Consider the following 24412-nt stretch of genomic DNA (forward strand, 5'->3'; position numbering starts at 1 on the left):
ACATGAGGTAGAAGAATTAGTCTTGACATGATTTTTGACAGCCTGCCGTCAAACACTATCACATATAATCACACTGCATAATCGTAAGTCATTGATATTACTAAGTGAGAATTTGATAGCGTTTGATAGTATGTGATGTAATCGGTTTCAACTCTCACTATTGCAGTGAAACATATTACTCCTAAATATGAAGCTTAAACCATGACGCATTTTTTGACGCAGTTTTCATTAGATTAGTTTAAATCAATCAAAACGACTTATTTTAACTATATGATTTAATTATATTAATTTTTTATTAATCTATATTAAACTATATCAAAAAGAGTTCGAGTCTCTCCAGCCCCACCATTTTCGGATAGTACATCTTAGACCAAATATCAAAACCTGCTTTTTAGCAGGTTTTTTTGTGTCTGGAATTTGGTGTTAAAACCATAAAATATCTCATGAGAAATATTAATTTACTTTTATAGCCTTTTTAAGTCCTGTAGCACCTCATCCGTACTTTAATAACGCCTCTCTACCCGCTTTGCCAATATTTGCATGCACTTGCCATAGGCATACCTAATTAATAGAAAGGTTTCCCTCACTGTCATTGAATAATGCACTACGTTGATTTTTACGAAGGGTTTCACGTTGAATGATATGTTTTGCATCGACTTTTTCTAAAGGTAATCTTGTTTCGCGAGAAAGATCGCCATCGGCTATTAAAGATAAATAACGAGAACAACAAACTCTTAAAAAAGAGGTGAAATTGCCAATATCATGATCAGCATCGAGAGATTCAAGGTATAGCTTAGTGATCAGTTGATTAACCGTCATTTGATCACGAAATGACAACTCTTCTAATATATCCCAAAAAAACACTTCTAAACGAATTGAGGTGACAACGCCCTGAATTCGAAGTGATTTGGTTTTAGAGCTCCACAAGCTGTCGTCAGCACTAATAAAAAGTTGGCACATATATATATCCTCTCTCGATACTGGGGTCTATTGAACGTTCAACAGACCCGAATTAATGCTTATAGCAAAGCAACAAACTGCTTTAGCATCGCTGGGTGGGCAGGCCATGCAGGTGCCGTTACCAGTTGGCCATCTGTAATAGCGCCATCCATAGGCAACTTGACATACTCAGCGCCAGCCATTTCTATTTCTGGCTGACACGCAGGATAAGCAGATACTTTTTTACCCTTCAATACGCCAGCAGCCGTCAGCATTTGTGGCCCATGGCAAACTGAGGCAATCGGTTTATCAGTATTTGCGAAATGCTGAATCATTGCAATGACCTTAGCATTCAAGCGCAAGTATTCTGGCGCACGCCCACCTGGTAAATACAAGGCATCGTAATCTTCTACATTGATATCAGCAAAAGACGCATTAAGGACAAAATTATGACCGCGTTTTTCGGTATAAGTTTGATCACCTTCAAAATCGTGTATTGAGGTAGCAATGCTATCACCTGCCACTTTATCTGGGCATATAGCATCAACCTCATGCCCCATCGCTAGAAGCGCTTGGAACGGAACCATGTTTTCATAATCTTCAACAAAATCACCGGTAATGATAAGTACTTTAGCCATGATATTCTCACTGTATCGTAATGAAATATTGTAATGAAATACGGGAACCCAAATTAATTTGTAGCGACTTCGCTTAAAATGAGTCTGAATATCCATTCAAACATAAAAAACAACGACTAGGTAACATGTGCATACTACAAACAATCACTTTTTGAAAATAAAATCATAAACTTAGCTATTTTCTAATAATATTAAACCCTCCAATACCTCTTCCAGACTCTGATACCGTCTCTCTACCCGCTTCGCCAATGCTTTATCGACCATACATTGATAACGACTATATTCTGATAACAGCTTTGGAATAGGCTGTTGGCAATGCTGAATCGCCCACGTTTTTAATTTATCATAGCTATTGGCGCTTACCTGAAACGGGCGTTTTCCTGTTAGTATCTCAACCATCATTACGCCAAACGCGTAGATATCACTTTGCACCGTTGCACCCTGACTTTGCCAGCGCTCAGGTGCGAGATACGCTGGTGTGCCAGCAGGATTTGGTTGGCTATTAGCCATCGTCATATGTTGTGATAAAGCAAAATCAGTGAGTAATAATCTAGGGGGCAGACCATTACTCATAGTATCTGCTGACCACTCATCGTGAGCACCTTTAATCAAGATATTACTGGGCTTAATATCATTATGTAACCAGCCAGCCTGATGCAAATTAGCTATCAAGTGTGCAGCCTGAGTGATGAAATGATGCTTTTGTGACGCTATTAGTGACAGGTGTTTTGAAGCGGTCAGCTGACTCGCCAAGCTACCATTAGGGTAATAAGGTGTGACCACTATAACTAAGTATTGCAACTGCTCTAGTATTTGAACGTCCACGCAATGATGAGCCAATAGCGGCGGTGCGATAGCATTATCTTTGATTTTCGATGAAGCATTTACAGCAGCTAAAATATTCGCTTCATGAGTTAAATCAGAAGCAATAGGATAAGCGCCATCACTCAACTGCCATTTAATCATCACGCTACCAAATTGTGGATGCTGGGCGCGCGTTAGACCTTGGAAATAAGTATTGTCGATATGTTGCGTTTTAATACCTTGCGTTTGTTCTGTGCTTTGCTGAGCAATACGTTGATGCACTATCTCCCTAAAATATTGTGCGTCCAGTTCTTGGGTAATAATGGCCAATAGCTGCATCGCCTGCGCTTGCAAGGCTTGCGTAATAGACGGATTACTGGCACTATTTTCCATGGTATTGTTTCTCATAATATAGTGAGATTATTGCCTTCCCATTCGTATCATTTCCAAAGATAATAATAGCGCGAATAATGATTACAAGTACTACGATTAATAGGTACTAAGATTGTAGGCACTGAAATTTCAGCAGCGTTAATTGTATTTTTGGGTATGGTATTAAAGACAACCTTAATTGCTAGAGCCACTATGTCACAACCAACTATCCCGACCATGCCATCTGATCAACCTACTTACGCCCTACCCGCACCTTTGTTAGACTTACTCAGTCAGTACTTACAAGAGCGAGTCACACCAACTATTGAAATCGATCCGAGCCAGCTTGCTTATCGCTGGGTTGGTGGACGCACTGGTCACCTGCAACCTTTGTCGGTCAACCTGTTTTTGAGCTTAGATGATTTGCATGGTATCGATACGCAAAAGTCTAAATTGGTACAGAATACCCGTCAGTTTATTAAAGGTTACCCTGCCAACCATGTATTGATGTCAGGGACACGCGGTGCCGGTAAGTCATCATTGATTCGCGCTTTGCTACAAGCCCATCATAGTGAAGGCTTGCGTATTATTGAGGTTGCCCGCGATGATCTGCAAGTATTGGATAAGATTCGTGCTGCTATTAATGCCCTACCAGCAGATTGTCATTGCCGCTATATCGTATACTGCGATGACCTCGCTTTTAATGGTCAAGACGAAAGCTATCGTGCGCTAAAGAGCGTACTCGATGGCTCGCTAGACTCTGAGCAAGACAAACTACTGGTCTACGCCACCAGTAATCGTCGTCGCTTGCTACCGCAGATGATGAAAGACAATGTCGATATCTATAATGGGCAGACGGATGAAGTCAATCCCTATGAGGCCATTGATGAGACCGTGTCATTATCAGATCGGTTCGGTTTGTCCCTCACCTTCCATCCTATGGATCAGCAGACTTATCTGCATATTGTTCAGCACTATCTGAGTTTAGAGCAGCAAAAAATCTCAGCTGATGTGGATAGTGATGCTAAGGGCATTTTGGAAAGTCAATCTATGCCTGATAAGATCAGAAAGGATGCGCTACGCTGGGCCTCAGAACGTGGTGGTCGCTCAGGACGAGTTGCTTATCAATTTAGCCGTTTTTGGAGTGGTAAAACACAATTGGCTATCGAAGACAGTAAGTACTAGGTCATATTTAACGCTAAATCATATCTAAGCTTAACGATGTCTAATCACTGCGTGCAGAGCCTATATACTGCACGCGACTCTCTTCTTGCCTGTTCTCTTGATTGCTTACCGATTCAACTGCACCATCAACCATATATTGGTCAAAATCTGCCGCCAGCCATAGATTACCTTTGTAGACGCTCTCAGCATCTAAACGAATATATGCCATATTTGGCGTTTCGCTATCTGGATTATCAAAACCCTGATAGCGAGCGCTAAAGTGGGTCAAAATGATGTTTTTCAGGTTCATCTTTTGCGCGAATGTGCCCACCACATGCGCACTGCTATGCATTGGGTCATAGTCAGGGTTTCTGGCTTGAATAGCCATCATGACCTCATGCGTATAAGTGGCTTCATGCACCAATAAATCCGCATTGATAACGGCTTTGCTTAACAAATTTGGCGCATCATTGTCTCCTGCCACCACCACTCGCGTCCGCTGTACCTCATCGTCGACATAGTCTACTGAGTGCAATTGTCTATTGTCCTCAGTCGTGACATCTTCGCCTTGCTGCAATTTACCCCACAGTGCACTTGCTGGAATACCATCCGCCACAAGCTTATCTGTATTAAGGGTGCGGCGGCTAATAGTCTGAGTAATACCAAAGGCATGAGAAGCAACCCGATGTGATAGCAGCGTGATATCAATATCAAGCTGCTGTTGGTCACTTAAGCTAATGTTAACCTTGTTCGTATCACCTTGCTCAGCTAATACCTCTTCAATCGCTATAAAATTGAGAGCAAAAGGTAGATAAAGCTCTGTAGTAGCGGTAATGGCATCAAGCAAAGTAGCAATCGCTTTTGGGGCAATCAAAGTTAATGGCTCACGGCGTCCTGACATGGCAGCACTAGCTAGCAACCCTGGTAGACCATAGCAATGATCACCATGCACATGAGTGATGCAGATAGCAGCTAATTGATGTAAGGAGAGTTTGGTACGTAGTAATTGCTGCTGCGTGCCTTCACCGCAATCAATCAGCACCCATGGACGCGATTTCTTACTCTGATTATTCTGTTGACGACTTCCTTGCTGTACGCCAGAGGTATGTGGATTCAGACACTCTATGGCCAATGCGGTCACATTACGCTGTTTGGTCGGTACACCTGCAGAGGTTCCCAAAAAGGTTAGCTTTAGCATAATGATGCCTTTTATTTATCAGGAGTACTGGCTCAGAAGTACGAGAACGTCTCTTCATTATGAAAACAATGACAGAAATAAGATAAACGAAGAATATACCCTAGTTATGACAATTGGCATATCATGGTTTTTTGACCTTCAACCATTTGTCCGCCATTGGCAGTGCACTCATTTACCATATTTGATTCGTAAGATTTCCAACCACCATAGAAGCTCGCCGCACACAGAATTACCACCAGGATTTTCTGTGACCACGATTTGATAGAGACTTGTTGGCTATTAATCTGTTGTCTATTATTTTCTTGCATACTGGTATCTTGCTTATTAAGTGATGTTTGAGTTGCTGACTGATTGTCATCTTTGTCTAGGCTATCTTGCTTCAGATTGTCTTTATTCGAGGTATTTAGGTCTGTCATAACATTATCCTAAAAAAGGCTTTGTTTATTCATAAACAAAGCCTTTGGTCTACATGGCTACTTAAGCGTTGAGAGAGGATTATACCAGTATCCTCTAGAAATTCAGACGGCCACCCTTTTTTTCTGCTCGCTTAAAGGCATCTCGTTCTTCGCAGCGTTTGAGCCAGTTCAAAAGATTGGTATATTTACTCTGATCTAAACCTGCACCAGCATTGGCACCCAAGACTGCAAGATGCATTTGAATATCAGCGGCGCTAAATTCACTACCTGCAAACCAGTGATTTTCATGTAGATGACGCTCCATCATATCTAGCATCTTCTCCAAACCGCTACTGATCATGTTTTTTTCAATCTGACCTTGGATTTTTTTGCTGATAGGTTTGATTAGCATCGGCGACTGAGACACTACTTTTGTGAATACCAAACGCATGACCAACAGTGGCATTAATGAAGCCTCTGCAAAGTGTAGCCAAAACGTGTAGGCTTCCCACGCTGCTTCGTTATTATCGTCAGGTTTGAACTGCTTTTCTTTATCATAATGCTTAATTAAATATTCAATGATAAACCCTGACTCAATCAGCACACGATCGTCTGCTTCTAATATCGGCGCATTACCAATCGGATGCACTTGCTTTAAGCTATCAGGAGCACGGTATGCCTTGTTGCGCTCATAGCAAGTCAGTTTATAATCGGCGCCGAGCTCTTCCAACAGCCAGATAATACGAAACGAGCGCGAGTTTGCTAAATGATGAAGATGTAACATAAACCGTCCTAGTTATATATTGTAGTAAATCAGCATAATATCTCAGATATAGCACCATACGTTTAATCGATTGTGGCACCACTGCTCTCGATAATAGCGTAATTTGTACTTCTTTAATACTGTGAGTTGGCAGACATGCTGGAAAACTATGCCTACCGAATCGATACTATCTCAGACGGTGTACTCTTCAACATTAATCTAAATGTAATGCTTCAATCTTGCGCGTCATTTTATCTATCTTTTGCTGATATTTTTTGATCTGGCGGAATCGATGCGCGATTAGCACGCCTTTGATACGGCGATTTTTCAGACGACGACGTGGTGGAAAACTGCCTACTTGTGGCTCATTGTAGCCATGTAAGCGGTCTTCACGTTTACGCGCCGTATAACCTAATGCGCTATCGGCAATCATAATCAGCAATGCGACAAAAATCATGCTGTACATCAGCATCGAGCCACCATCATGTAAGTTACGATCTAAAATTGCGATTGAGAAGATAAACAAGAATATTGGTTCAAGGTAGCACAGAGTGCCAAATAGTGAGACAGGCAACTTCTGACTGGCCACCATCGTTAGTGACATTGCAGCGGTGCTGATAATGCCTAATAACGGCAGCAGATACCAAAGCTTATGGTTGGTGATTGCTACTTCAAAACCGCCATTCATATACAGCGCAACCAATACAACTGGCAATAACAATACAAGGTCTGAGATAAGACCAGTAATAGGCGGCACTGCCAACTTGCGACGTAGTAGATAATAAGGAGGATAACCCAAGCAAACAAATAAAGTCGCCCAAGAAATAGCCCCATACTCAAAAATATCGTAAGCGATACCCAGACCTGCACATACAATGGCAGCCCACTGAAGTAAGCTCATGTCTTCGTTATAAAAGAACCTGCCGACAACGATCATAATCATCGGATATAGGAAGTAACCCAACGTTACCTCAAGTCCCAAACCATTGACTGGCGCCCACATGAATATCCAGATTTGCGCACCCAAAATCGGTGTGGGTAATATAAATAAAAACCACTCTTTTGCATTTTTTAGTGTTTTTAAATAATCAAAAATGTGCTGCCACTGCTTTAATACGCTTACCAGCAGTACTAGACTAAAAAACATTGTCAGCACGCGCCACGAAGCGACTTGCGTACCTGATAATGGTTGCAGCAGTAGACCAAATAAGAACAGCAATGAGTATAAAAAATTTGCAGCGACGGCAGTGATTGTACCCTGCGAGGTTTGGTTAGTAGTCAGCATCACAACAGCCTTTAAAGATTGGGGCACATCCATGGCAATTTTTAAAAAAAACAAAAGCCTCAGACGAGAACGTCTGAGGCTTTTGCATATAAGGTCGTCGCGCAATCTAAGTTGAACGCTTTTGATGTACTAGGCTTACATCATGGTCGGCATTATGTCAAAGTCAGAATGAATAAGCAATGCCACTGTTCATCTAGTGTCTAAACTTTTAAATTGAGTAAATTTAATGCAGGTAAATACTTATTTTGCATCAAGTTGTTGGATTTTTTGTTGTATCTTATCCATCTTCTTTTGGTAACGACGAATCTTGCGAAAACGATGGGCTTTTAGCACGCCATCGATACGCTGATTGATAAAATGACGACGCGGTGGAAAGCCGCCAATCTGAAGCTCTCTATAGCCATGCAAGCGATCATTACGCTGACGAACGAGATAGCCTTTTATGCTATCAGCCATCATAACCAGTAGCGCAAGCGTAATCATGCCGTACATAAAGAGCGAACCACCTTCTTCAAGGCTTTGACTCAAAATAGTAATAGACAATACGAATAACAGCATCGGCTCTATATAACTTAGCGCCCCAAACAGTGATACTGGCAGCTTACTACTAGCAATCATCGTCAGCGACATCGCAAGCGCACTAAAAGCACCAAGCAGCGGCAATAGATACCAGAACTTCATGTCTTGCGCTGCAACATCAAAACCGCCAGTCATATAAAGCACGATGAGCACTACTGGTGTCAACAGCGTCAAATCAAATAACAAACCCGTAATAGGTGGTACAGAAAGGGTGCGCCGTAGCAGATAATACGGTGGATAACCCAAGCATACAAACAGTGTCACCCAAGATACTGAACCATACTGAACAATATCGTAGCCGATACCGAGTGCTGCAAATATCGCGGCAGCCCATTGCAAGATACTCATATATTCATGGTAAAAGAATCGACCAAGCACAATCATCACTAGCGGCAATAAAAAATAGCCCAATGTGACATCGAGACCAAACCCATTGACCGGTGCCCACATAAACAACCAAATCTGTCCACCTAGGATTGGTGCAGGCAGTATAAATATTAGCCATTCTTTTGGCGTCTTTAGCGTCTTTATATAATCAAAAACACGTTGCCACTGCTTAGTCAAACTAACCAATATCACCAAACTGAGCAACATCATGAGCACACGCCATGATGCTACCTGCGTCCCTGTTAAGGGCAGCATAAACAGTCCAAACAAAAACATCATCGAGAATAAAAAGCTCGATGATACCGAAGCAACCGTTCCCTGAAAAGTTTGATTGGTCGTAAGCATAACAACAGCCTTAAAAAATAGAACCTTATTTACAGTATTGAAAAAATGAGAATGAAAAAACAAAAGCCTCCGACGATAACGTCAGAGGCTTTTTTCTAGAAAAATGCTAAGAGACTAGACTCAAAAGCTAATTACCAAGACTGTTACTCGTCATCGTCTTATGCATAGTTAGTCTATTATAGATTGTCACTTGGTTTATGATCGTTTGCAATATCAATCGCATCATCGATGTCATTAGTTGCAGTATTGTCAGTTGTTGCATCAATATCTATCTTCTCCTGACCTTCTACCTCAAACGTACCGTCTTCTCTCATGGCATCGATAAGCTCGTCATCGCTCTCTTCGTGCTCAACACGCGCCATAGCAACCAGTTTTTCATCTTTTGACAGACGAATCAATGTTACGCCTTGTGTATTACGACCAGAGCTAGCAACATGCTCAACTGGGGTACGAACCAACGTACCTTTATCAGAGATTAAGATAATATCATCGGTAGAGTCAACCTTGGTCGCTCGTACTAACGCGCCATTACGCTCACTGGTCTTGATAGCGATCACACCGCCACCGCCACGATTTTGTGTATTGAACTCATCGATAAAGGTACGTTTACCAAAGCCATTTTCACAAGCAATCAAGATTTCACGTACATCATCTTCGATAACGACTAATGATTTGATAAATTCGTCAGTAGCCAGACGCATACCGCGGACGCCTTTAGCTGTACGACCCATCGCACGCGCATCATTTTCATCAAAACGAATCGCTTTACCACTTGAAGCAAACAACATCACTTCTTGGCTACCATTGGTAATGCGAGCGCTGACCAATTTATCACCGTCTTCTAACCCAACCGCAATCAAACCGTTCGAGCGAATATTGGCAAACTGCTTCAGCTCTACCCGCTTCACTGTACCGTTGGCCGTAGCAAAGAATACAAAAGGCGGCTCTGCTTGGTTGCTATCTTCTACCGAATCGTCATCATTGCTTACTTCTGATACTTCACTTACTACTGATGTATCTTCCACAATTTTTGGAATTGGTAGTATGGTTGTAACGGTTTCGTCGCTATTTAGGCCAATTAGATTAACCAATGGACGACCACGAGCACCGCGACTAGCAATCGGCACTTCAAAACCACGTAGACTAAAGACACGTCCACTATCAGTGAAACACAGTACCGTAGAATGCGTTGATGTCACGACTAAATGATCGATTACATCGTCTTCTTTCATTGCCGTAGCAGACTTACCTTTACCGCCGCGTTTCTGTGCAACATAATCATCAATCGGCTGAGTTTTGGCGTAGCCAGTACGCGATACCGTCATGACGACCGTTTGCTCAGGGATAAGGTCTTCGCGACTAAAGTCCATACGTGAATCGATGATATCGGTACGGCGCTCATCACCAAAGTTATCACGAATCTCGATCATCTCATTAGAGATAATCGCCATCAGCTTATCAAAGTCGCCAAGGATAGACTCTAAGTGTGCGATTTCACGCAGTAGGTCTTGGTATTCTTCGGTCAGCTTGTCTTGCTCAAGACCCGTCAAACGATGCAGTTGCATGTCTAAAATCGCATTGACCTGCTCAAGTGACAAGCGATAGCGCTCTTCGCCTTCGATCAGACCAAACGGCGCTTTAGGATCTTCGCCATCGATAAACTCAGGACGTACCGATTGACTACCAGCAGCCGTAAGCATCGCAACGACACTACCTGAACCCCACGTGTTATTTAATAAGCTTTCACGTGCTAGGCCACGGTTTGCTGACGCTTTAATCGTCGCAATAATCTCATCGATATTGGCTAGAGCAACCGTTAGACCTTCTAGCAAATGACCACGAACGCGGGCTTTGTTCAATTCATAAATCGTACGGCGGGTCACCACTTCTTGACGATGACGGACAAATGCAGCGATAAGCTGACGCAAGGTCAATAGTTTTGGCTGACCATTATCGAGCGCCACCATATTGATACTAAAGCTAGACTCTAGCGGCGTTTGTAGAAATAGGTTATTAACAATAACTTCAGCCGTCTCACCGCGACGTAAGTCAATAGCGATACGCATACCGTCTTTATCAGACTCATCACGAATTTCGCTAATACCTTCGATTTTTTTATCACGAACAAGCTCTGCGATACGCTCGATCAGCTTGGCTTTGTTGGCCTGATAAGGTACTTCGGTAAATACAATACGCTCACGATCGCGGTTGACGCCAGCATTACTCATCGGCTCGATATGATAGCGACCACGGATATGCAAACGGCCTTTACCCGTACGATAAGCATCTAAAATGCCCGCGCGGCCATAGATAATACCGCCTGTAGGAAAATCAGGACCTGAGATATGCGACATCAGCTCTTCGGCTGAAACTTGTGGGTTTTCAGCATAGGCCAGACAGGCATTAATCACTTCGGTCAGATTATGCGGGGCCATATTGGTCGCCATACCAACGGCAATACCCGTCGCACCATTGACCAATAGGTTAGGAATACGCGCTGGCATCACACTTGGCATGCGCTCAGAGCCATCGTAGTTGTCTTCCCAATCGACCGTGTCTTTGTCCAAATCAGCGAGCATCTGGTGGGTCAGTTTAGTCATACGTACTTCGGTATAACGCATCGCTGCCGGAGGATCATCATCGATCGAGCCAAAGTTACCTTGACCATCAACCATTGGATAGCGCAAGCTGAAATCCTGCGCCATACGTACGATGGCATCATAGACGGCACTATCGCCATGTGGATGGTACTTACCGATAACATCACCGACCACACGTGCTGATTTTTTGTACGGTTTATTATAATCGTTTGATAGCACGTGCATGGCATACATCACGCGGCGGTGTACAGGTTTGAACCCATCACGCACATCAGGCAGCGCACGCGAGACGATCACGCTCATCGCATAATCCAAATACGACTGCTTTAGTTCATCTACGATGCCAATAGGACTGACCGATTCGCTCATATACACTCCTTCACTCACATTTTTTTCTAACGTTGACACATCGCTTATGGCACCCATAGATCATATAAAAATACTGCCACATAAATGGGCAGTCATGACCAAAATAGACACCATAAAAAAACACTGCTACACGTGCAAAACAATAGGAAAATAGCGATAGTTTTAATGTTTAATAAAAGAAGCTATTTTAGCACAAATTTGCTGATTTAGGGGGTTCTGACTGCCATTAAAATCAAGCTAGGCGGTTCATTCGCAGTGATATTTTGAATTATTGACACACGCTAAAATAATTCTAATGGCAGGTTTTTTTTGATTGACTGATTTTGCCATTTTTACAGACGAACTTACCATCTGCTGAGCAATGAGACACCCCGCCTATTTTACCTGAACAAGGCGTATTTCGAGCTTGTGCTTGGCTCATAGATGTAAAGGCAAATACTAGGGCCAGTAGCGCTGTGTTGATTGGTTTCATTGTTTATTTTCTCAAGTAGAGAAACATTAAACGTCAAAAAACTGCACTCAATAAATGCAGTTTCTTGACGTCATTTAAATATAAATTATTTATAAACGCTTGGTGATATTAAGTGGGGTTGTTACTTTGATTAAAGTTTTGCTCAAAGAACTCACGCGTGGCTTGCGTGCAAGCCGTACTGACCAGACCACCGTGATAGTTACCCAATACAGCAACGCTTGCAGGTATGCCTTGCTGTGCTCCTACATCTACTACGCGTTGAAGATTTTGAACAAAGTTACTTTGAACGCTTGCTACCACAGAATTAATATTCCATTGGTTCAGAGACGCCTGTCCAATAAGTTGAACATTAGGAGTATTAGGACGATCATTAGCTGTCGTGGCATCAACATCTAATACTGTCACGTTAACGGTAAGGGCTGGATTTTGTGCGACACTCCCTTGAATAATAGCAGCCATTGAACTGCTATTTAGATCGTAATAGACCGTTGGGTCTTGGTTACCACCGCATAATAGGGTTGGCATTTTTGGTATATAACCACGTAGATCATTGGCTTTTAGCGCCTTACGTAGATTATTCTGTGGGTTGGCTGCTGGCAATAACCCTGTACCTACCACTAAGCTGTCTGGATTCTGCAAAGCATCCGTGACATAGGCGGCACGAAAGTCTGTTTTTATCAGATAATTATCGTCTGCAAAACCTAAGAATGCAAATGGCAATTCACTGTCTGGCAGTTGATCTAATAAGGCATTACCAGTGGGTTTTGCTTCAAATAATGCATTATCTGGTAGTTTATTGGCAGCGACCAGCTCGCCGAAGCTTAATAAACTTGGTAATTGGGTGTTTGCATAATTGGCAGTAAATATATCAGCTGTGCTGTTATAGACATTGCCATATGCTTTTTGCAGGCCACCTGCTAATAATGGTGCAAAACGAGACGCACCGATATTGACGTTACCCGAAAAGATTGCATCACCGAATGCTGCTAATGCATACGGTCCTGATAGAGGTGCAATGGCTGTGACTGGCTCATCGTTTTGCTCCAGCATTCTTGCGGTGGCCATTGCCACATGCCCGCCTTGTGAATAACCACTGATGAATAGCTTACCTGAGTCATCAATGTTGGCATAGTCGCTGTCGTTGGCATGTTTTTGTCTGACAATGATTTCACGCGCGCTATCTAATGCATCAGCCATATCAGTGGATTGCTGCTCTGCGACAAGATACGGATGATAATCAAGTTTTGAGTCATCGTAACCTGCATAGTTTGGTGCAACCACAATATAACCTTGCGCCGCAAAGTTTGCGGCAATCAATGTCGACTCACCAACGGCTGGGTTCTGAGTGTTGGCCACTTGACTAAAGTCATAGTCTTTATCAGTAGTCGTGCCATGCGCATAGAGCAAGATAGGTCGGTCACCTTGGCAGTCAGCGCTATCACCACTTGGTAGCATCAATGCTGCGGTCGCATTCGTTCGCTCACCTGCTGCGCCAACCGTTGGATAGCTGACCTTTTTGATTTTGATATCGCATTTAGCAGCAGGGGTAGCTGTACCACTAAGACTAATTTGATCGTCTATTTCAGTGGTACTAAACGCGTTGATACTCTCAACTGACGTATCATTACGAACAATGCTATCGTTATCGTCATCACCACAACCAACCAGTAATAAACTACTGGCAATGGCGATTGATAATAGGCAACGTGACATTATTGGTTTATTGATAGTAATGGAGGTAAGTTGATAAGTATTGGCAAATGACTTGCCATTGGTATCCGTGGTGGATTTAGATTTAATCATGGTTGCTATCCTTAGCAGTGGTAAACCAAAAATATGCCGAAAGTCCTTGGCAGTAGATTTTTTTTGCACGTCTTTTCCATCGATAATTATTAATTAAGTGATTCGGCATGATATTCACTCAATCGTAACTGTTTCTTAAACCTTACTATTTATATCGCAAAATATTATTAAAAGCTACTACAAAGTATGCAAGTAGCCGTCATAGCTCCAGCGCTAGAAAACGAGTAGCTTTAGGCAATTGGCATGTCTTAAAAGCTAATGAAACCGTTGGCTTTCACGATCATACTTTTTTCATAAGCACATGGTGATTTAAACCACTTTGATGCAGCTATTTTTTGAGTGTTACTGGACAAAAAATTTCTAAACGCTACACTAACTCATCTTTTATAGCACTTAAATAACGACCTAACAGGCTACTTTTATTATGGATATCATTCTTGCAATTGTTTGGATTTTAGCAATGGTGCTATACAGCTTTTCGAGCGATTATGTTGCTAGCTTTCCTAACCATAACAATCGCGCTGTCCCTTATGTCCGTTGGGGAGCACTTTTAGTCGCTATGGCTTTATCAGCATACTTGTCAAAGGCCTATCAAGAAAACCTACAAGGCAATGGTATGTGGGTGTTTGTTATCGTGGTATTTGTCGTTATTGTATTAGCGAAGGTCGTTTTTAAATGGGTAATTAACAGACGTTTGAAACGCTAGTTAATACTGAATAGTTTTATTAATTTGACCCTCTTAATTATTGATCTAAATACCTATGACAATTAAACATCAAGATAGCCAGCCTGACTCAAACCTTTCTATACCAGCAGAAAACAAACGAGCAGAAGACAAACGAGCAGATCGTAGTTTCGATGCCATTGCCGATCATTTCGAAAAGAAAGTGTATGGTGGTTTAAAAGGCGAGATTCGATTGGCTGTACTACGACGTGATATTTTTGAATATAGTTCACAGATGAGTGAGGCGCTTGGGCGACCTTTACGTATCTTGGATGTGGGTGCAGGGCTTGCGCAAATTGCGATAGAACTTGCTGCTCAAGGTCATAGCGTAGTCATCAATGACATATCAGCGAATATGCTTGAGAAGGCAAAAGCGAGCGCAGAAAAAGTTGATAAAAAGCTAGACATCACTTGGTATGTTTGCCCTTATCAAGCGCTTGAAGAAACGCTAGGTAAAGAGGAAAACGATAAGTTTGATTTGATCATATCGCACGCGCTACTCGAATGGTTGGCAGAACCAGCAGCGGTCATGGACTTCTTTGATCAATATCTAACAGATGATGGCGCGCTATCTTTGTGCTTTTATAATCCTGCAAGCTTTGATTATCGTAACCTTATCATGGGGAATTTTAATCTACTCGATAATACAGACTATAAGGCAGACAACAAGAAAAGTCTGACACCCAATCATCCCGTCGCTAAAGAAGAGGTTCAGTCTTGGTTAACGGCGCATGACTATCAGACGGTGCGCAGCAGTGGCTTGCGGGTATTTCATGATTATGCACCACTCAAGCGTGGCGGGCATAACGACCCAGATGCAGTGATCAGAATGGAGTTACGCTACTCACAATTAGAGCCGTATAAATGGCTTGGTCGTTACTTACACATTTTGGCTAAACGGTAAATTGAGACGACAGCTCAATAATTGTAAAGACGGCTAAACTTCTTCATCCATTCTCGATGATCTATCATACTCTGACCAAGTAGTGGCATTGATGTCTTTTTCATCGAAGACTACGACATGCTCTAGTAAAGGCAAAATGCCAATATGAGAACCGATTGCATGATTATGATGGCTCGCAACCAAGGATAAGACAGTCTGTCCGTCATCTAACTGCAGTCGATACAAGTAGTTGGCACCGCGAAACACACGCCCAATGACTAAGGCTGTCTGCGTACTGTCATCATCATGAATGATGTCATCAGGGCGCACGAGTACTTTGATTGGCGTACCATTTGGATAATCATATTCGCAGTACTGTGGTTGTCCTGATTCATCATAGACTTCCATGCGGCGATAAATATTACCTAGCGCCGTCTCAACATGACCTTCTTTGATGATACCGTCTATCATAGCGCCTTCGCCTACGAATTCAGCGACAAAAGGACTGACAGGCTCATGATACAGCTCGCTTGGCCTTGCCCACTGTACCAATCGTCCTTTATCCATTACCCCTACTTTATCCGCTAGCGCAAACGCTTCATTTTGATCATGAGTGACCAAAATCGCGGTGGTATTGGTACGTTTGAGGATATCACGGACATTCATTGCCAATGACTCACGCAGGACCACATCTAGATTAGAGAACGGCTCGTCAAGTAATAGTAGTTTTGGTTTGGGTGCTAGTGCTCTTGCAAGCGCTACACGTTGCTGCTGACCACCAGAAAGCTCATTAGGACGTTTATCCGCATGCTCAGTCAATTCGACTAAGCTTAGCATCTCAGCCACACGTGCTTTTTTGTCAGCAGCTGACCATTTATTAAGACCAAAGGCGATGTTCTTTGCCACGCTTAGATGACCAAACAGAGCATAGTCTTGAAACACCATTCCCATGCCACGCTTGGCTGGCGCAACTGCAAATGATTGGCGAGCAGTTTTCTCTGTTAAGCGTTGATTGTTCAGGTAGATAGTGCCGCCGCGACTTTGCTCCAGTCCCGCGATTGCTCGAAGCGCTGTGGTCTTCCCGCAGCCGCTATAACCTAAGAAGCAACCAATCTCGCCTTGCTCCAACATCAACGATAGACCATTAACGACAATAGTATCGTCATAGCCTACGATGAGATTTTGCACACTAAAATAAGGATCTGTCGCGATATGTTTCTCAGTATTTTGTTGTGAGGTATTGCTTTGTTCTACAGTTTTATTCGACTGAACTGGATTGATTCTATTTTGTGACAGTGGTGATTTTGCTACAGGCATATGGCTAGCCCGAGCCTTTTCTGACTTAGAATTTGTAGAGTCTTTCATTGAATCAGTGTACATAGACGGTACCAGTTCGCTATTAGTAAGTAAAACCATCGATAAAACAGAGCAAATTATAATATAGCTGACACTACGAGTGTGCTGTTAAACTTATATCAAATTATTGCTATTAGCTTTGTTGTTACTAGCTGTGTTTGTCGCTTTGACGCAGTAATATCCAAACAGGAAGCAATCCAACCAGCACAATTAGTAAGCTCGGTAATGCGGCTCGTCCCCACATACCTTCGCTCGTCATTTCAAACACTCGTACTGCCAGCGTATCCCAGCCTTGACGCCGTGTCATTAGCGTAATGGGCATCTCTTTCATCACTTCGACAAAGCCCATCAATAATGCGGTCAATACACCAGGGCTAAGTACAGGCAGCATCACATGACGCCAGCGCTGATAAGGACTGTCGCTCAGTAATTTTGCAGCAGCTTCTTGATTGACAGTCAATCGTTGCAGTTGTCTGTCAACAGGCTGAAAACTCACTGTCATAAAACGCGTCGATAGCGCCAGTAGCATAACAATGACACTGCCAGAAAGCACTTGCTGTGAGGTGATACCAAAGGCAATCATTTGGTTATCAAGCCACGCAATAGGTATAAATATCCCTACCGCCAACACAGTCCCCGGTACGACATAGCCCAAATTGGCTAAAGTGGTCATTAGCTTAGTCGATTTATCAGGATACTGCCTTTTGATCCACGCAATAATAATGGCCAAAAAGGCAATAAACAGCGTGGTCATACTAGCAATCATGAGGCTATTGGTGACAAAATCAATGTAACGCGCATCAAAATCCTGGCGAAAATTCAATGCTGTCCAATAGATGAGCTGTAAGAAAGGAATTAAGAAGGCAACTAAAAAGATCAGCGTACACAGCAGCGTCATGGCGAGCTTAGCAGGTTTGCTAGCGTTAAAGCGCTGGCTGCTACCTTGGGTCAGTGAGCTACCACGCTTCGCTTGCCAATACTGCTCAAACAATACCACAATGAAGATCACGCCAATGAGCAAGGCTGCTAGCTGAGCCGCTGTGGTCAAACTGAAAAAACCAAACCATGCTTTATAAATGGCGGTAGTAAAAGTATCGACATTAAATACCGATACTGCCCCGAAATCCGCTAAGGTCTCCATACTGGCTAACAACAAGCCGCCAATGATCCACGGTAGTGCTTGCGGTAATGCCAGACGAAAAAATACACGGCTACGACTCAAACCTAGCATCTGTCCCGCTTCTATCGCTCGTCTGCCTTGTGACAAAAATGCCTGACGCGCTAGCAAATATACATAAGGGTAAAACGCTAGCGATAATATCAAGCCTGCGCCCCAGACATTCCTTATCGAAGGTATGGCAGTACTTATACCAGAGTCGCGTAAAGCTGTCTGTAGCGGCCCACTAAAATCAACAATGCCGATAGTGACAAATGCCAATACATAAGCAGGAATAGCAAGTGGCAACATCAACGCCCACGAAAAGAAACGCTGACCAGGGAAGCGATACATACTAGTAACCCAAGCCAGAGCAGTACCAATAGTGCCTGAAACGACAGTCACCATAAGCAATAAAATCGCCGTATTTTTGAGCACTTGCGGCAGTACATAATCTGCCATATGTGTCCAAATCTCTGCTACTGGCTGAGTCCACGACAGCAGCACGATTAAAATCGGTACTAGCATAAACAACGAAATCAGCCCTAAGACTGATTTCGAGATAATACGTTTACGAAGGGCGTGGTCTTGGCTGACAGTCTGCTTATCATTAATACCATCATCGACAGTATCGTTTTGACTAACAGACGCGTCTGGCGTTGTGATCATATTATCATTACCGTGTCATACGTATAGAGACCTTGTAAGCTTATACCGAACTCAAAATCGTCATTATCTGGACAGATTATCTTCAATAACTAACCTTTAAGAGCTACTGCTTAAAGGTTATGATTCTGAGATTAGCAAAACTATGATTGGCAGTCCCTTATTTATAACCTGCTTTGTCCATTAATTGAATCGCTTGGGTTTGTAACTCACCAAACTTCTGCACACTGATATCATCTTTATTGAACGGACCCCATGATCTAAGCATATCTGACTCATCAATACCTTCTTTAACTGGGAATTCTTTATCTGAGCTGGCATAAAGACCTTGTGCCTCATCAGATGACAACCACTCTATCAATTTAAGCGTACCATCTGGATTGTCTGAGCTTGCCACTACACCAGCACCCGAGATATTTACGTGCGTACCAGTTGTGCCTTGGTTTGCCCAGAATATATTAACAGGAAAATCTGGTTTTTCATCTAGTATGCGACCATAATAATAACTATTCGCCACACCTACTTCGCACTGACCAGCAGCAATGGCTTCAAGCATACTGGTATCATCACTGAACACATCAGTGGCTAAATTATCTACCCAACCACGAACGATTTCTTCCGTTTTCTCTTCACCCAAGTGCTCCATCATACTAGCAACAAGTGATTGGTTATAAACCTTTTTAGACGTGCGTAGGCATAATTTGCCTTTCCATTTTGGATCGGCCAAATCGGCATAAGTAGATAGCTGGTCAGCAGTGACTTTGCTTGGGTCATAAAAGATAGTACGTGCACGTAGTGACAGACCTGTCCACTGACCTTTTGGATCACGGTATTTTGCAGGGACGTTAGCTTCTAATACAGTAGATGATACTGGTTGTAATAGGCCTTGCTCTGCAGCCTGCCATAAGTTACCAGCATCAACGGTCAATAGCATATCAGCTGGGGTATTCTGACCTTCAGCTTTTAGACGCGCCATCAAAGGCCCAGTTTGGTCTGTAACCAGTTCAACTTTTACACCTGTTTGCTCAGTATAGCGATCTAACAATGGTTTAATCAGCTGCTCATTACGTGATGAGTAGATAGTAATTGTCTGACCATCAGCAGTCGTAGCTTCGTCAGTTGCTGCTTGCTGCTCAGCACCTGTTTCTGTTGACTCTACTTCTACGCTCTCTTCTGTGGTTGAAGAATTACTACAACCTGCCAAACCCAACATCATGCCAAATACGGCTGCAGGTAGAATAAGCTTCGTAGAGGTTAGATTAGCGCTGATAGCGTTCAATGACATGGTTTTCCCCATAGTAATGCTGTAAAAAAAGTAAGACGGATGGTGAGACAAAACAACAGTGATTATAACGATGATTTGCTAAGCGCTAGCAGTAATCAGGCCATAATATATCAAAGCAACATACTAATGGAAGTGAGATTAATTATCAATACATTTGTTTAACTGGTAAATATACCTGTGATGAGTCTTTAGCATTGATTTTTAAGAACTATTTTTTAACCGCTCTTTCCATAGTTTGGTCTAGCGACGCGTTTTAGTATCCATCTAAAGCAGCCATTGTCCCAATATTGCATTGACTGCAGCTTCTGTACGTAAGATACGAGAGCCTATATGTACAGGCGTGCAGTCTTGAGCTAACAACAGCTCTATCTCATAGTCAATCCAACCACCTTCAGCGCCTATACAGACTAGATTTGGTAGCTCTCGTGATGGTTGCTGTTGTAAAAATTCAGAAAAGGACTGCTGACTATAAGGATGCGCGACAATCGCTTGACTGCTTATTAGGCTTCCAAGTGAGTCTTCGACAAATGGCTTAAAACGTTTTTGTAGCGTAATACTAGGAACGATCGTATCGATGCTCTGCTGTAGACCTTCTAATACAAACTCGTCAACCCGCTCAAGCATTGGGCTTTGCCAATAGCTTTTTTGAGTACGATAGCTATTGATAAGAATGATATCGCGTACACCAAGCGCCGTCATATCCATGATTAAACGCCGTAGCACTTTAGGACGCGGTAACGCCAAAATGACAGTCAAATCTAATTTGGCTGGCGGCACAGTATTGAGCTGAACGTTACTTAACTGAATGCTGTCAGCGGTAATATCTTCGATAACAGCAGTACCAAGATTGCCGCCGATTTGGCCAATTTTAAGCGTATCACCGACTTTCGCGCCCAGCACTTTAGTCACATGGCTGACTTGAGACAAGGAATCGATTTTTGCTGTATCTGATGAGAAGTTTTCAGCGGGCAATAATATACAGTTCATAAGCTATCTTGGTTGGAAGACATCTCGATAGCGTCTTCAATCATCGTAAATTGGCGGGTCAATACCGCTTGCTGCTGTATCGTCATTTGCTCGCCAGCTTGCCCTGCCTGCGCGGCCAATGGCAAATTGCACAACCAAGTCTCTAGCTGCGTATAAATACTCACAGCGTCTTCACGATTATAAGCTGTTTTCTTGCGAGAGGACTTTTTATTCGCCTTTAACTGGTCATCACTGGCAATCTGCTCATCCGAACTACTTGAGCTCTCTGACTCAATTGGACGATAGAAGTCATTATTTGGCTGATATAAAGCGCCTACTTCAGCCAGTTTATCTATCACGTTTTGGCAAGACTGAGTGTAACGTCCCATCAATACAGGCGTTGCCACACTAGCAGGCTCCACTGGATTATGCCCGCCAATATCTACCAGCGAGCCGCCCACAAATGCTACATTTGCCAATGTATACCAAGTCATCATCTCACCCATGCTATCTGCTAGATAGACTTGCGTATCTGCATCAATCGCTTCTCCATCGCTGCGGCGCGCCATATTTAACCCAGTTTTTTGAATGAGTTCTGCTACTGCGTCGAAACGCTCAGGATGCCTAGGAACGATAACAAGCAACGTATCTGCTAATGTTGCTTGAGACAATAGTTGCTGCTGCAATGACAACGCTGCTGCCTCTTCGCCATCATGAGTACTCGCAGCTACCCACACAGGACGATCTGCTATACCAAACTCAGCTCGCAGATCACCTTTCTTACTATAAATACTGTTATCTTCTACCGCTTTGTCATCAGTTTTGGATGCATTGATTACCCACTTTAATGAGCCTGCCACACGAATTTGGGCGCTACTAGCCCCTAACTGCCGAAAGCGTTTAGCAGAGTCGCTGTCTTGCGCAATAATTAAGGAGAGGTTTTTCATCATACTGGCGCTGACTGCACCAATTTTTTGATAACTCTGAAAAGAAGAAGCAGATAATCGACCATTGACTAGAATACTTGGAATACGGTGCTGGGATAATTTGGTTAAGATATTTGCCCACAACTCTGTTTCTACAAACAACGCAGCGATAGGCTGTACATGCGTCAAGAAAGTCTCGATAACAGCAGGGCTGTCGACTGGCACATAGCTATGACTCATCTGACCTTGAGCTATCTGTTCTGCAAAACGACTGGCGCCACGAGCAAAACCTGTCTGAGTCGTATTGGTCAACCATATCTGATAGCCATGAGCCAATAACATATCTAATAAAGGCGCGACCGTATTGGTTTCGCCTAATGAGACTGCGTGGCACCAAATTACTCCATTATCTATATCAGCATTGACCACTGGACGCGGTGGATACTGCTTACCAAAACGCTGATCGATTTCCTGCTGATAGTTGTCGTTCTTATGAGATCGACGCCATACTTGCAGACGATATAATGGCTTTAGCAGCCCAATAAGAGACTGATAATATAAAGGTGTCTCGTGTACCGCACGATTAGGCGATGATACAGGGTCAATTGGATTTGCAGAGTGGTCAGACGGGGTATTAGATGATGGCATGGAACAGCCCAAATTAGTTATGAATCAAACAATAAAAGGGTAAAGGTAGAGCGCGCCAATTCTACCTGAATTTAAGCTGTAACAATAAGCTTTTAAAAAGTTACTGAGTAAATAGTTATTAGATAACGGTTGTTAGATAATGATTGTTAGATAATGACTATTATCAATAAAGCGACTGCGAGGATTGCGCCAATTAACAGCTGATAACGCTTGGTGCTATGCTGCTCTTGCTTCTGTGTGGTCAGCAGCATATCTGCTTGCTGCCATTGCTTGACCAGATTGGCCGCTTCTGCATGACCATTATCCGCTGCTTGCTCTAACCAGTATTTACCGCTATCTATATCTTGAGACACCCCTACTCCTTGATAATACATTTTACTGAGTAGACGCTGAGCACGGCTGTCGTTTTTGCTGGCGGCTTGATTAACCCAATCTACGCCAGATTTTTTTTGATTGTCACTGTCCGCTGTCAAACCTTCACCTAACAATTCATACATGGCCAAACGTAACATAGCAGCTGTATTACCATCTTCAGCAGCCGATTGTAGTATTAAAAGCGCTTTGTTTTTTGCCGTGTTGTGATCATTTGAAAATATAACTTGGCGACGAGGCTTGTTCTGCTTGGCAATATGCTGCTCGAACTGATCCAGTACTTTGCGTGCTTGCAGATACTGGACATCACCAGTTGGTTGTGGCACCGTTATCTCATCTAATTCTATAAGCAGTTGCGTAAACATCTCTGGCGTTGATGTATTCTTTACAGATGACGTAGGCTTGGCTGTTGGCTTCATTACTTTAGTCAGCTCAGGCTTTATTGGACTCTCAGACTCAGGAGGTACTACGCTTGCTTGCAACTCAGGTACAGTATCAGGCATAGCAGATAGAGCTGCGAGACTCTCACCATCAGTTACAACTGCATTAGCTAGGTTATGCTCAGTTCCTATCGATACTTCCTCTGGCTTGTTAAGAGAAACATTTAATTGGCTAGTACCGACATACGCATTTGAATCGGCGCTCGGATTACCACTTTCAGTGATTTGATGAGTGGTTGCTTTATGTATTGTTGCTTTGTTTGTTGCTACTTTATCAGCTGTTAATTCGGACACTGAATGAACGTCGTTATTTAGAGTATTCGGTAGTCTAAGGCTAACCGCTTGATATAACCCGCTCTCTACTTGCCCGCCTTGTACTGCATCAAACTGCCGATCAATATGACCAAACAGACGCAGCCCTATTGGCTCTAAGGCAAAAAATAAGCGCTCTTTAACCCCGCCATTATCATAACCAACTGCCATATGTTGATAAAAATCATCGGTGATCAACGTTAGCTCAGGGTAACGTTTACGCAGCTCAAACTGACCATACCAATGTGGCTTGCTTTGCCACTGCTGCGCCAATACACGACCGGCATAAAACGCCAAAAACACCATAAAGTTACGATAGCGCTCATCGATCAGCAGCGTCGTCTCTTCCCATATACCGCTCTTGATCATATCTCGGCGAACTTGGGACAATAGCGTATCGATACGCTGTAAACTCTCAAGCGACTCATCTAACGAACAAGCACGCAGCTCAGTTTCGTAGGCGATACCACCTGCAATAGGACGCCCAGCTAAGAAATCTTGCCAGTAGCCTTCTGCAATATAGTCAAGTGGCGTTAAAGGTGATGCAGACATAGACAGGCGAGTC

General features: G+C 43.0%; 20 protein-coding genes. 3 read left to right on the top strand and 17 right to left on the bottom strand.

Features of this window, described 5'->3' with window-relative positions; all coding sequences use genetic code 11:
- Positions 1 to 561 precede the first annotated feature (561 nt).
- From JMX63_RS04435 to JMX63_RS04445, 3 genes are all read right to left on the bottom strand, one after another.
- A complete protein-coding gene (locus tag JMX63_RS04435; protein WP_201555863.1) occupies positions 562 to 960 on the bottom strand; it encodes a ribbon-helix-helix domain-containing protein in 399 nt (132 codons plus the stop codon).
- A 59-nt stretch (positions 961 to 1019) separates the two neighbouring features.
- Positions 1020 to 1580 carry a DJ-1/PfpI family protein gene (locus tag JMX63_RS04440; RefSeq protein ID WP_320157861.1) on the bottom strand — a complete coding sequence of 187 codons (561 nt, stop codon included), beginning with the start codon at positions 1578 to 1580 and terminating at the stop codon, positions 1020 to 1022.
- 168 nt (positions 1581 to 1748) lie between these two features.
- Complete coding sequence (locus JMX63_RS04445; RefSeq protein WP_201571224.1) at positions 1749 to 2774, bottom strand: serine/threonine protein kinase; 1026 nt, start codon at positions 2772 to 2774, stop codon at positions 1749 to 1751.
- A 192-nt stretch (positions 2775 to 2966) separates the two neighbouring features.
- On the opposite strand from JMX63_RS04445, the gene JMX63_RS04450 reads away from it, so the two are divergent.
- Complete coding sequence (locus JMX63_RS04450) at positions 2967 to 3938, top strand: ATP-binding protein (protein ID WP_406947814.1); 972 nt, start codon at positions 2967 to 2969, stop codon at positions 3936 to 3938.
- A 40-nt stretch (positions 3939 to 3978) separates the two neighbouring features.
- On the opposite strand, the gene JMX63_RS04455 is transcribed toward JMX63_RS04450, so the two are convergent.
- From JMX63_RS04455 to JMX63_RS04490, 8 genes are all read right to left on the bottom strand, one after another.
- The gene (locus tag JMX63_RS04455; protein ID WP_102078139.1) at positions 3979 to 5115 is read right to left on the bottom strand and encodes a ribonuclease Z; all 1137 of its coding nucleotides are present in this window, start codon (positions 5113 to 5115) and stop codon (positions 3979 to 3981) included.
- A 104-nt stretch (positions 5116 to 5219) separates the two neighbouring features.
- Positions 5220 to 5531, bottom strand: coding sequence for a hypothetical protein (locus JMX63_RS04460; protein ID WP_102078140.1), 312 nt, complete (start codon positions 5529 to 5531; stop codon positions 5220 to 5222).
- A 94-nt stretch (positions 5532 to 5625) separates the two neighbouring features.
- A complete protein-coding gene (locus tag JMX63_RS04465; protein ID WP_057759100.1) occupies positions 5626 to 6294 on the bottom strand; it encodes a glutathione S-transferase in 669 nt (222 codons plus the stop codon).
- 193 nt (positions 6295 to 6487) lie between these two features.
- Positions 6488 to 7558, bottom strand: a complete 1071-nt coding sequence (rarD, locus tag JMX63_RS04470; protein WP_102078141.1) for an EamA family transporter RarD — start codon at positions 7556 to 7558, stop codon at positions 6488 to 6490.
- Between the two features lie 240 nt (positions 7559 to 7798).
- On the bottom strand, positions 7799 to 8869 hold the full coding sequence (gene rarD, locus JMX63_RS04475; protein ID WP_201571225.1) for an EamA family transporter RarD: 1071 nt from the start codon (positions 8867 to 8869) through the stop codon (positions 7799 to 7801).
- Positions 8870 to 9045: 176 nt separating this feature from the next.
- Positions 9046 to 11838: a DNA gyrase subunit A gene (gene gyrA, locus JMX63_RS04480; protein ID WP_201571226.1), complete on the bottom strand. Its 2793-nt coding sequence runs from the start codon at positions 11836 to 11838 to the stop codon at positions 9046 to 9048.
- A gap of 292 nt (positions 11839 to 12130) precedes the next feature.
- Positions 12131 to 12310, bottom strand: a complete 180-nt coding sequence (locus tag JMX63_RS04485) for a YdcA family protein (RefSeq protein WP_201555873.1) — start codon at positions 12308 to 12310, stop codon at positions 12131 to 12133.
- A gap of 108 nt (positions 12311 to 12418) precedes the next feature.
- Positions 12419 to 14113 (bottom strand): alpha/beta hydrolase family protein, encoded by a 1695-nt coding sequence (locus JMX63_RS04490; protein WP_201555874.1) that lies wholly within the window; start codon positions 14111 to 14113, stop codon positions 12419 to 12421.
- Between the two features lie 424 nt (positions 14114 to 14537).
- Between JMX63_RS04490 and JMX63_RS04495 the strand changes: the two genes are divergently transcribed.
- Both JMX63_RS04495 and JMX63_RS04500 read left to right on the top strand, forming a co-directional pair.
- Positions 14538 to 14819 carry a hypothetical protein gene (locus JMX63_RS04495; RefSeq protein WP_101206189.1) on the top strand — a complete coding sequence of 94 codons (282 nt, stop codon included), beginning with the start codon at positions 14538 to 14540 and terminating at the stop codon, positions 14817 to 14819.
- A 55-nt stretch (positions 14820 to 14874) separates the two neighbouring features.
- On the top strand, positions 14875 to 15741 hold the full coding sequence (locus JMX63_RS04500; RefSeq protein WP_201571227.1) for a methyltransferase domain-containing protein: 867 nt from the start codon (positions 14875 to 14877) through the stop codon (positions 15739 to 15741).
- A 33-nt stretch (positions 15742 to 15774) separates the two neighbouring features.
- On the opposite strand, the gene JMX63_RS04505 is transcribed toward JMX63_RS04500, so the two are convergent.
- The 6 genes from JMX63_RS04505 to JMX63_RS04530 all read right to left on the bottom strand — a co-directional run bounded on the left by JMX63_RS04505 (position 15775) and on the right by JMX63_RS04530 (position 24399).
- The gene (locus tag JMX63_RS04505; RefSeq protein WP_201571228.1) at positions 15775 to 17100 is read right to left on the bottom strand and encodes an ABC transporter ATP-binding protein; all 1326 of its coding nucleotides are present in this window, start codon (positions 17098 to 17100) and stop codon (positions 15775 to 15777) included.
- A gap of 124 nt (positions 17101 to 17224) precedes the next feature.
- Complete coding sequence (locus tag JMX63_RS04510) at positions 17225 to 18901, bottom strand: ABC transporter permease (RefSeq protein WP_201555878.1); 1677 nt, start codon at positions 18899 to 18901, stop codon at positions 17225 to 17227.
- A gap of 157 nt (positions 18902 to 19058) precedes the next feature.
- Positions 19059 to 20183, bottom strand: a complete 1125-nt coding sequence (locus tag JMX63_RS04515; protein WP_165598551.1) for an extracellular solute-binding protein — start codon at positions 20181 to 20183, stop codon at positions 19059 to 19061.
- Between the two features lie 264 nt (positions 20184 to 20447).
- Entirely contained in the window at positions 20448 to 21170 is a 723-nt protein-coding gene (locus JMX63_RS04520) for a 16S rRNA (uracil(1498)-N(3))-methyltransferase (RefSeq protein WP_201571229.1), read from the bottom strand.
- Entirely contained in the window at positions 21167 to 22723 is a 1557-nt protein-coding gene (locus JMX63_RS04525) for a 3-deoxy-D-manno-octulosonic acid transferase (protein ID WP_201571230.1), read from the bottom strand. Before JMX63_RS04525 ends, JMX63_RS04520 begins: the two co-directional genes overlap by 4 nt.
- A gap of 146 nt (positions 22724 to 22869) precedes the next feature.
- The gene (locus JMX63_RS04530) at positions 22870 to 24399 is read right to left on the bottom strand and encodes a tetratricopeptide repeat protein (protein WP_201571232.1); all 1530 of its coding nucleotides are present in this window, start codon (positions 24397 to 24399) and stop codon (positions 22870 to 22872) included.
- Positions 24400 to 24412: the final 13 nt, after the last annotated feature.

The organism is Psychrobacter nivimaris (assembly GCF_904846365.1).
Classification (GTDB): Bacteria; Pseudomonadota; Gammaproteobacteria; order Pseudomonadales; family Moraxellaceae; genus Psychrobacter; species Psychrobacter nivimaris_B.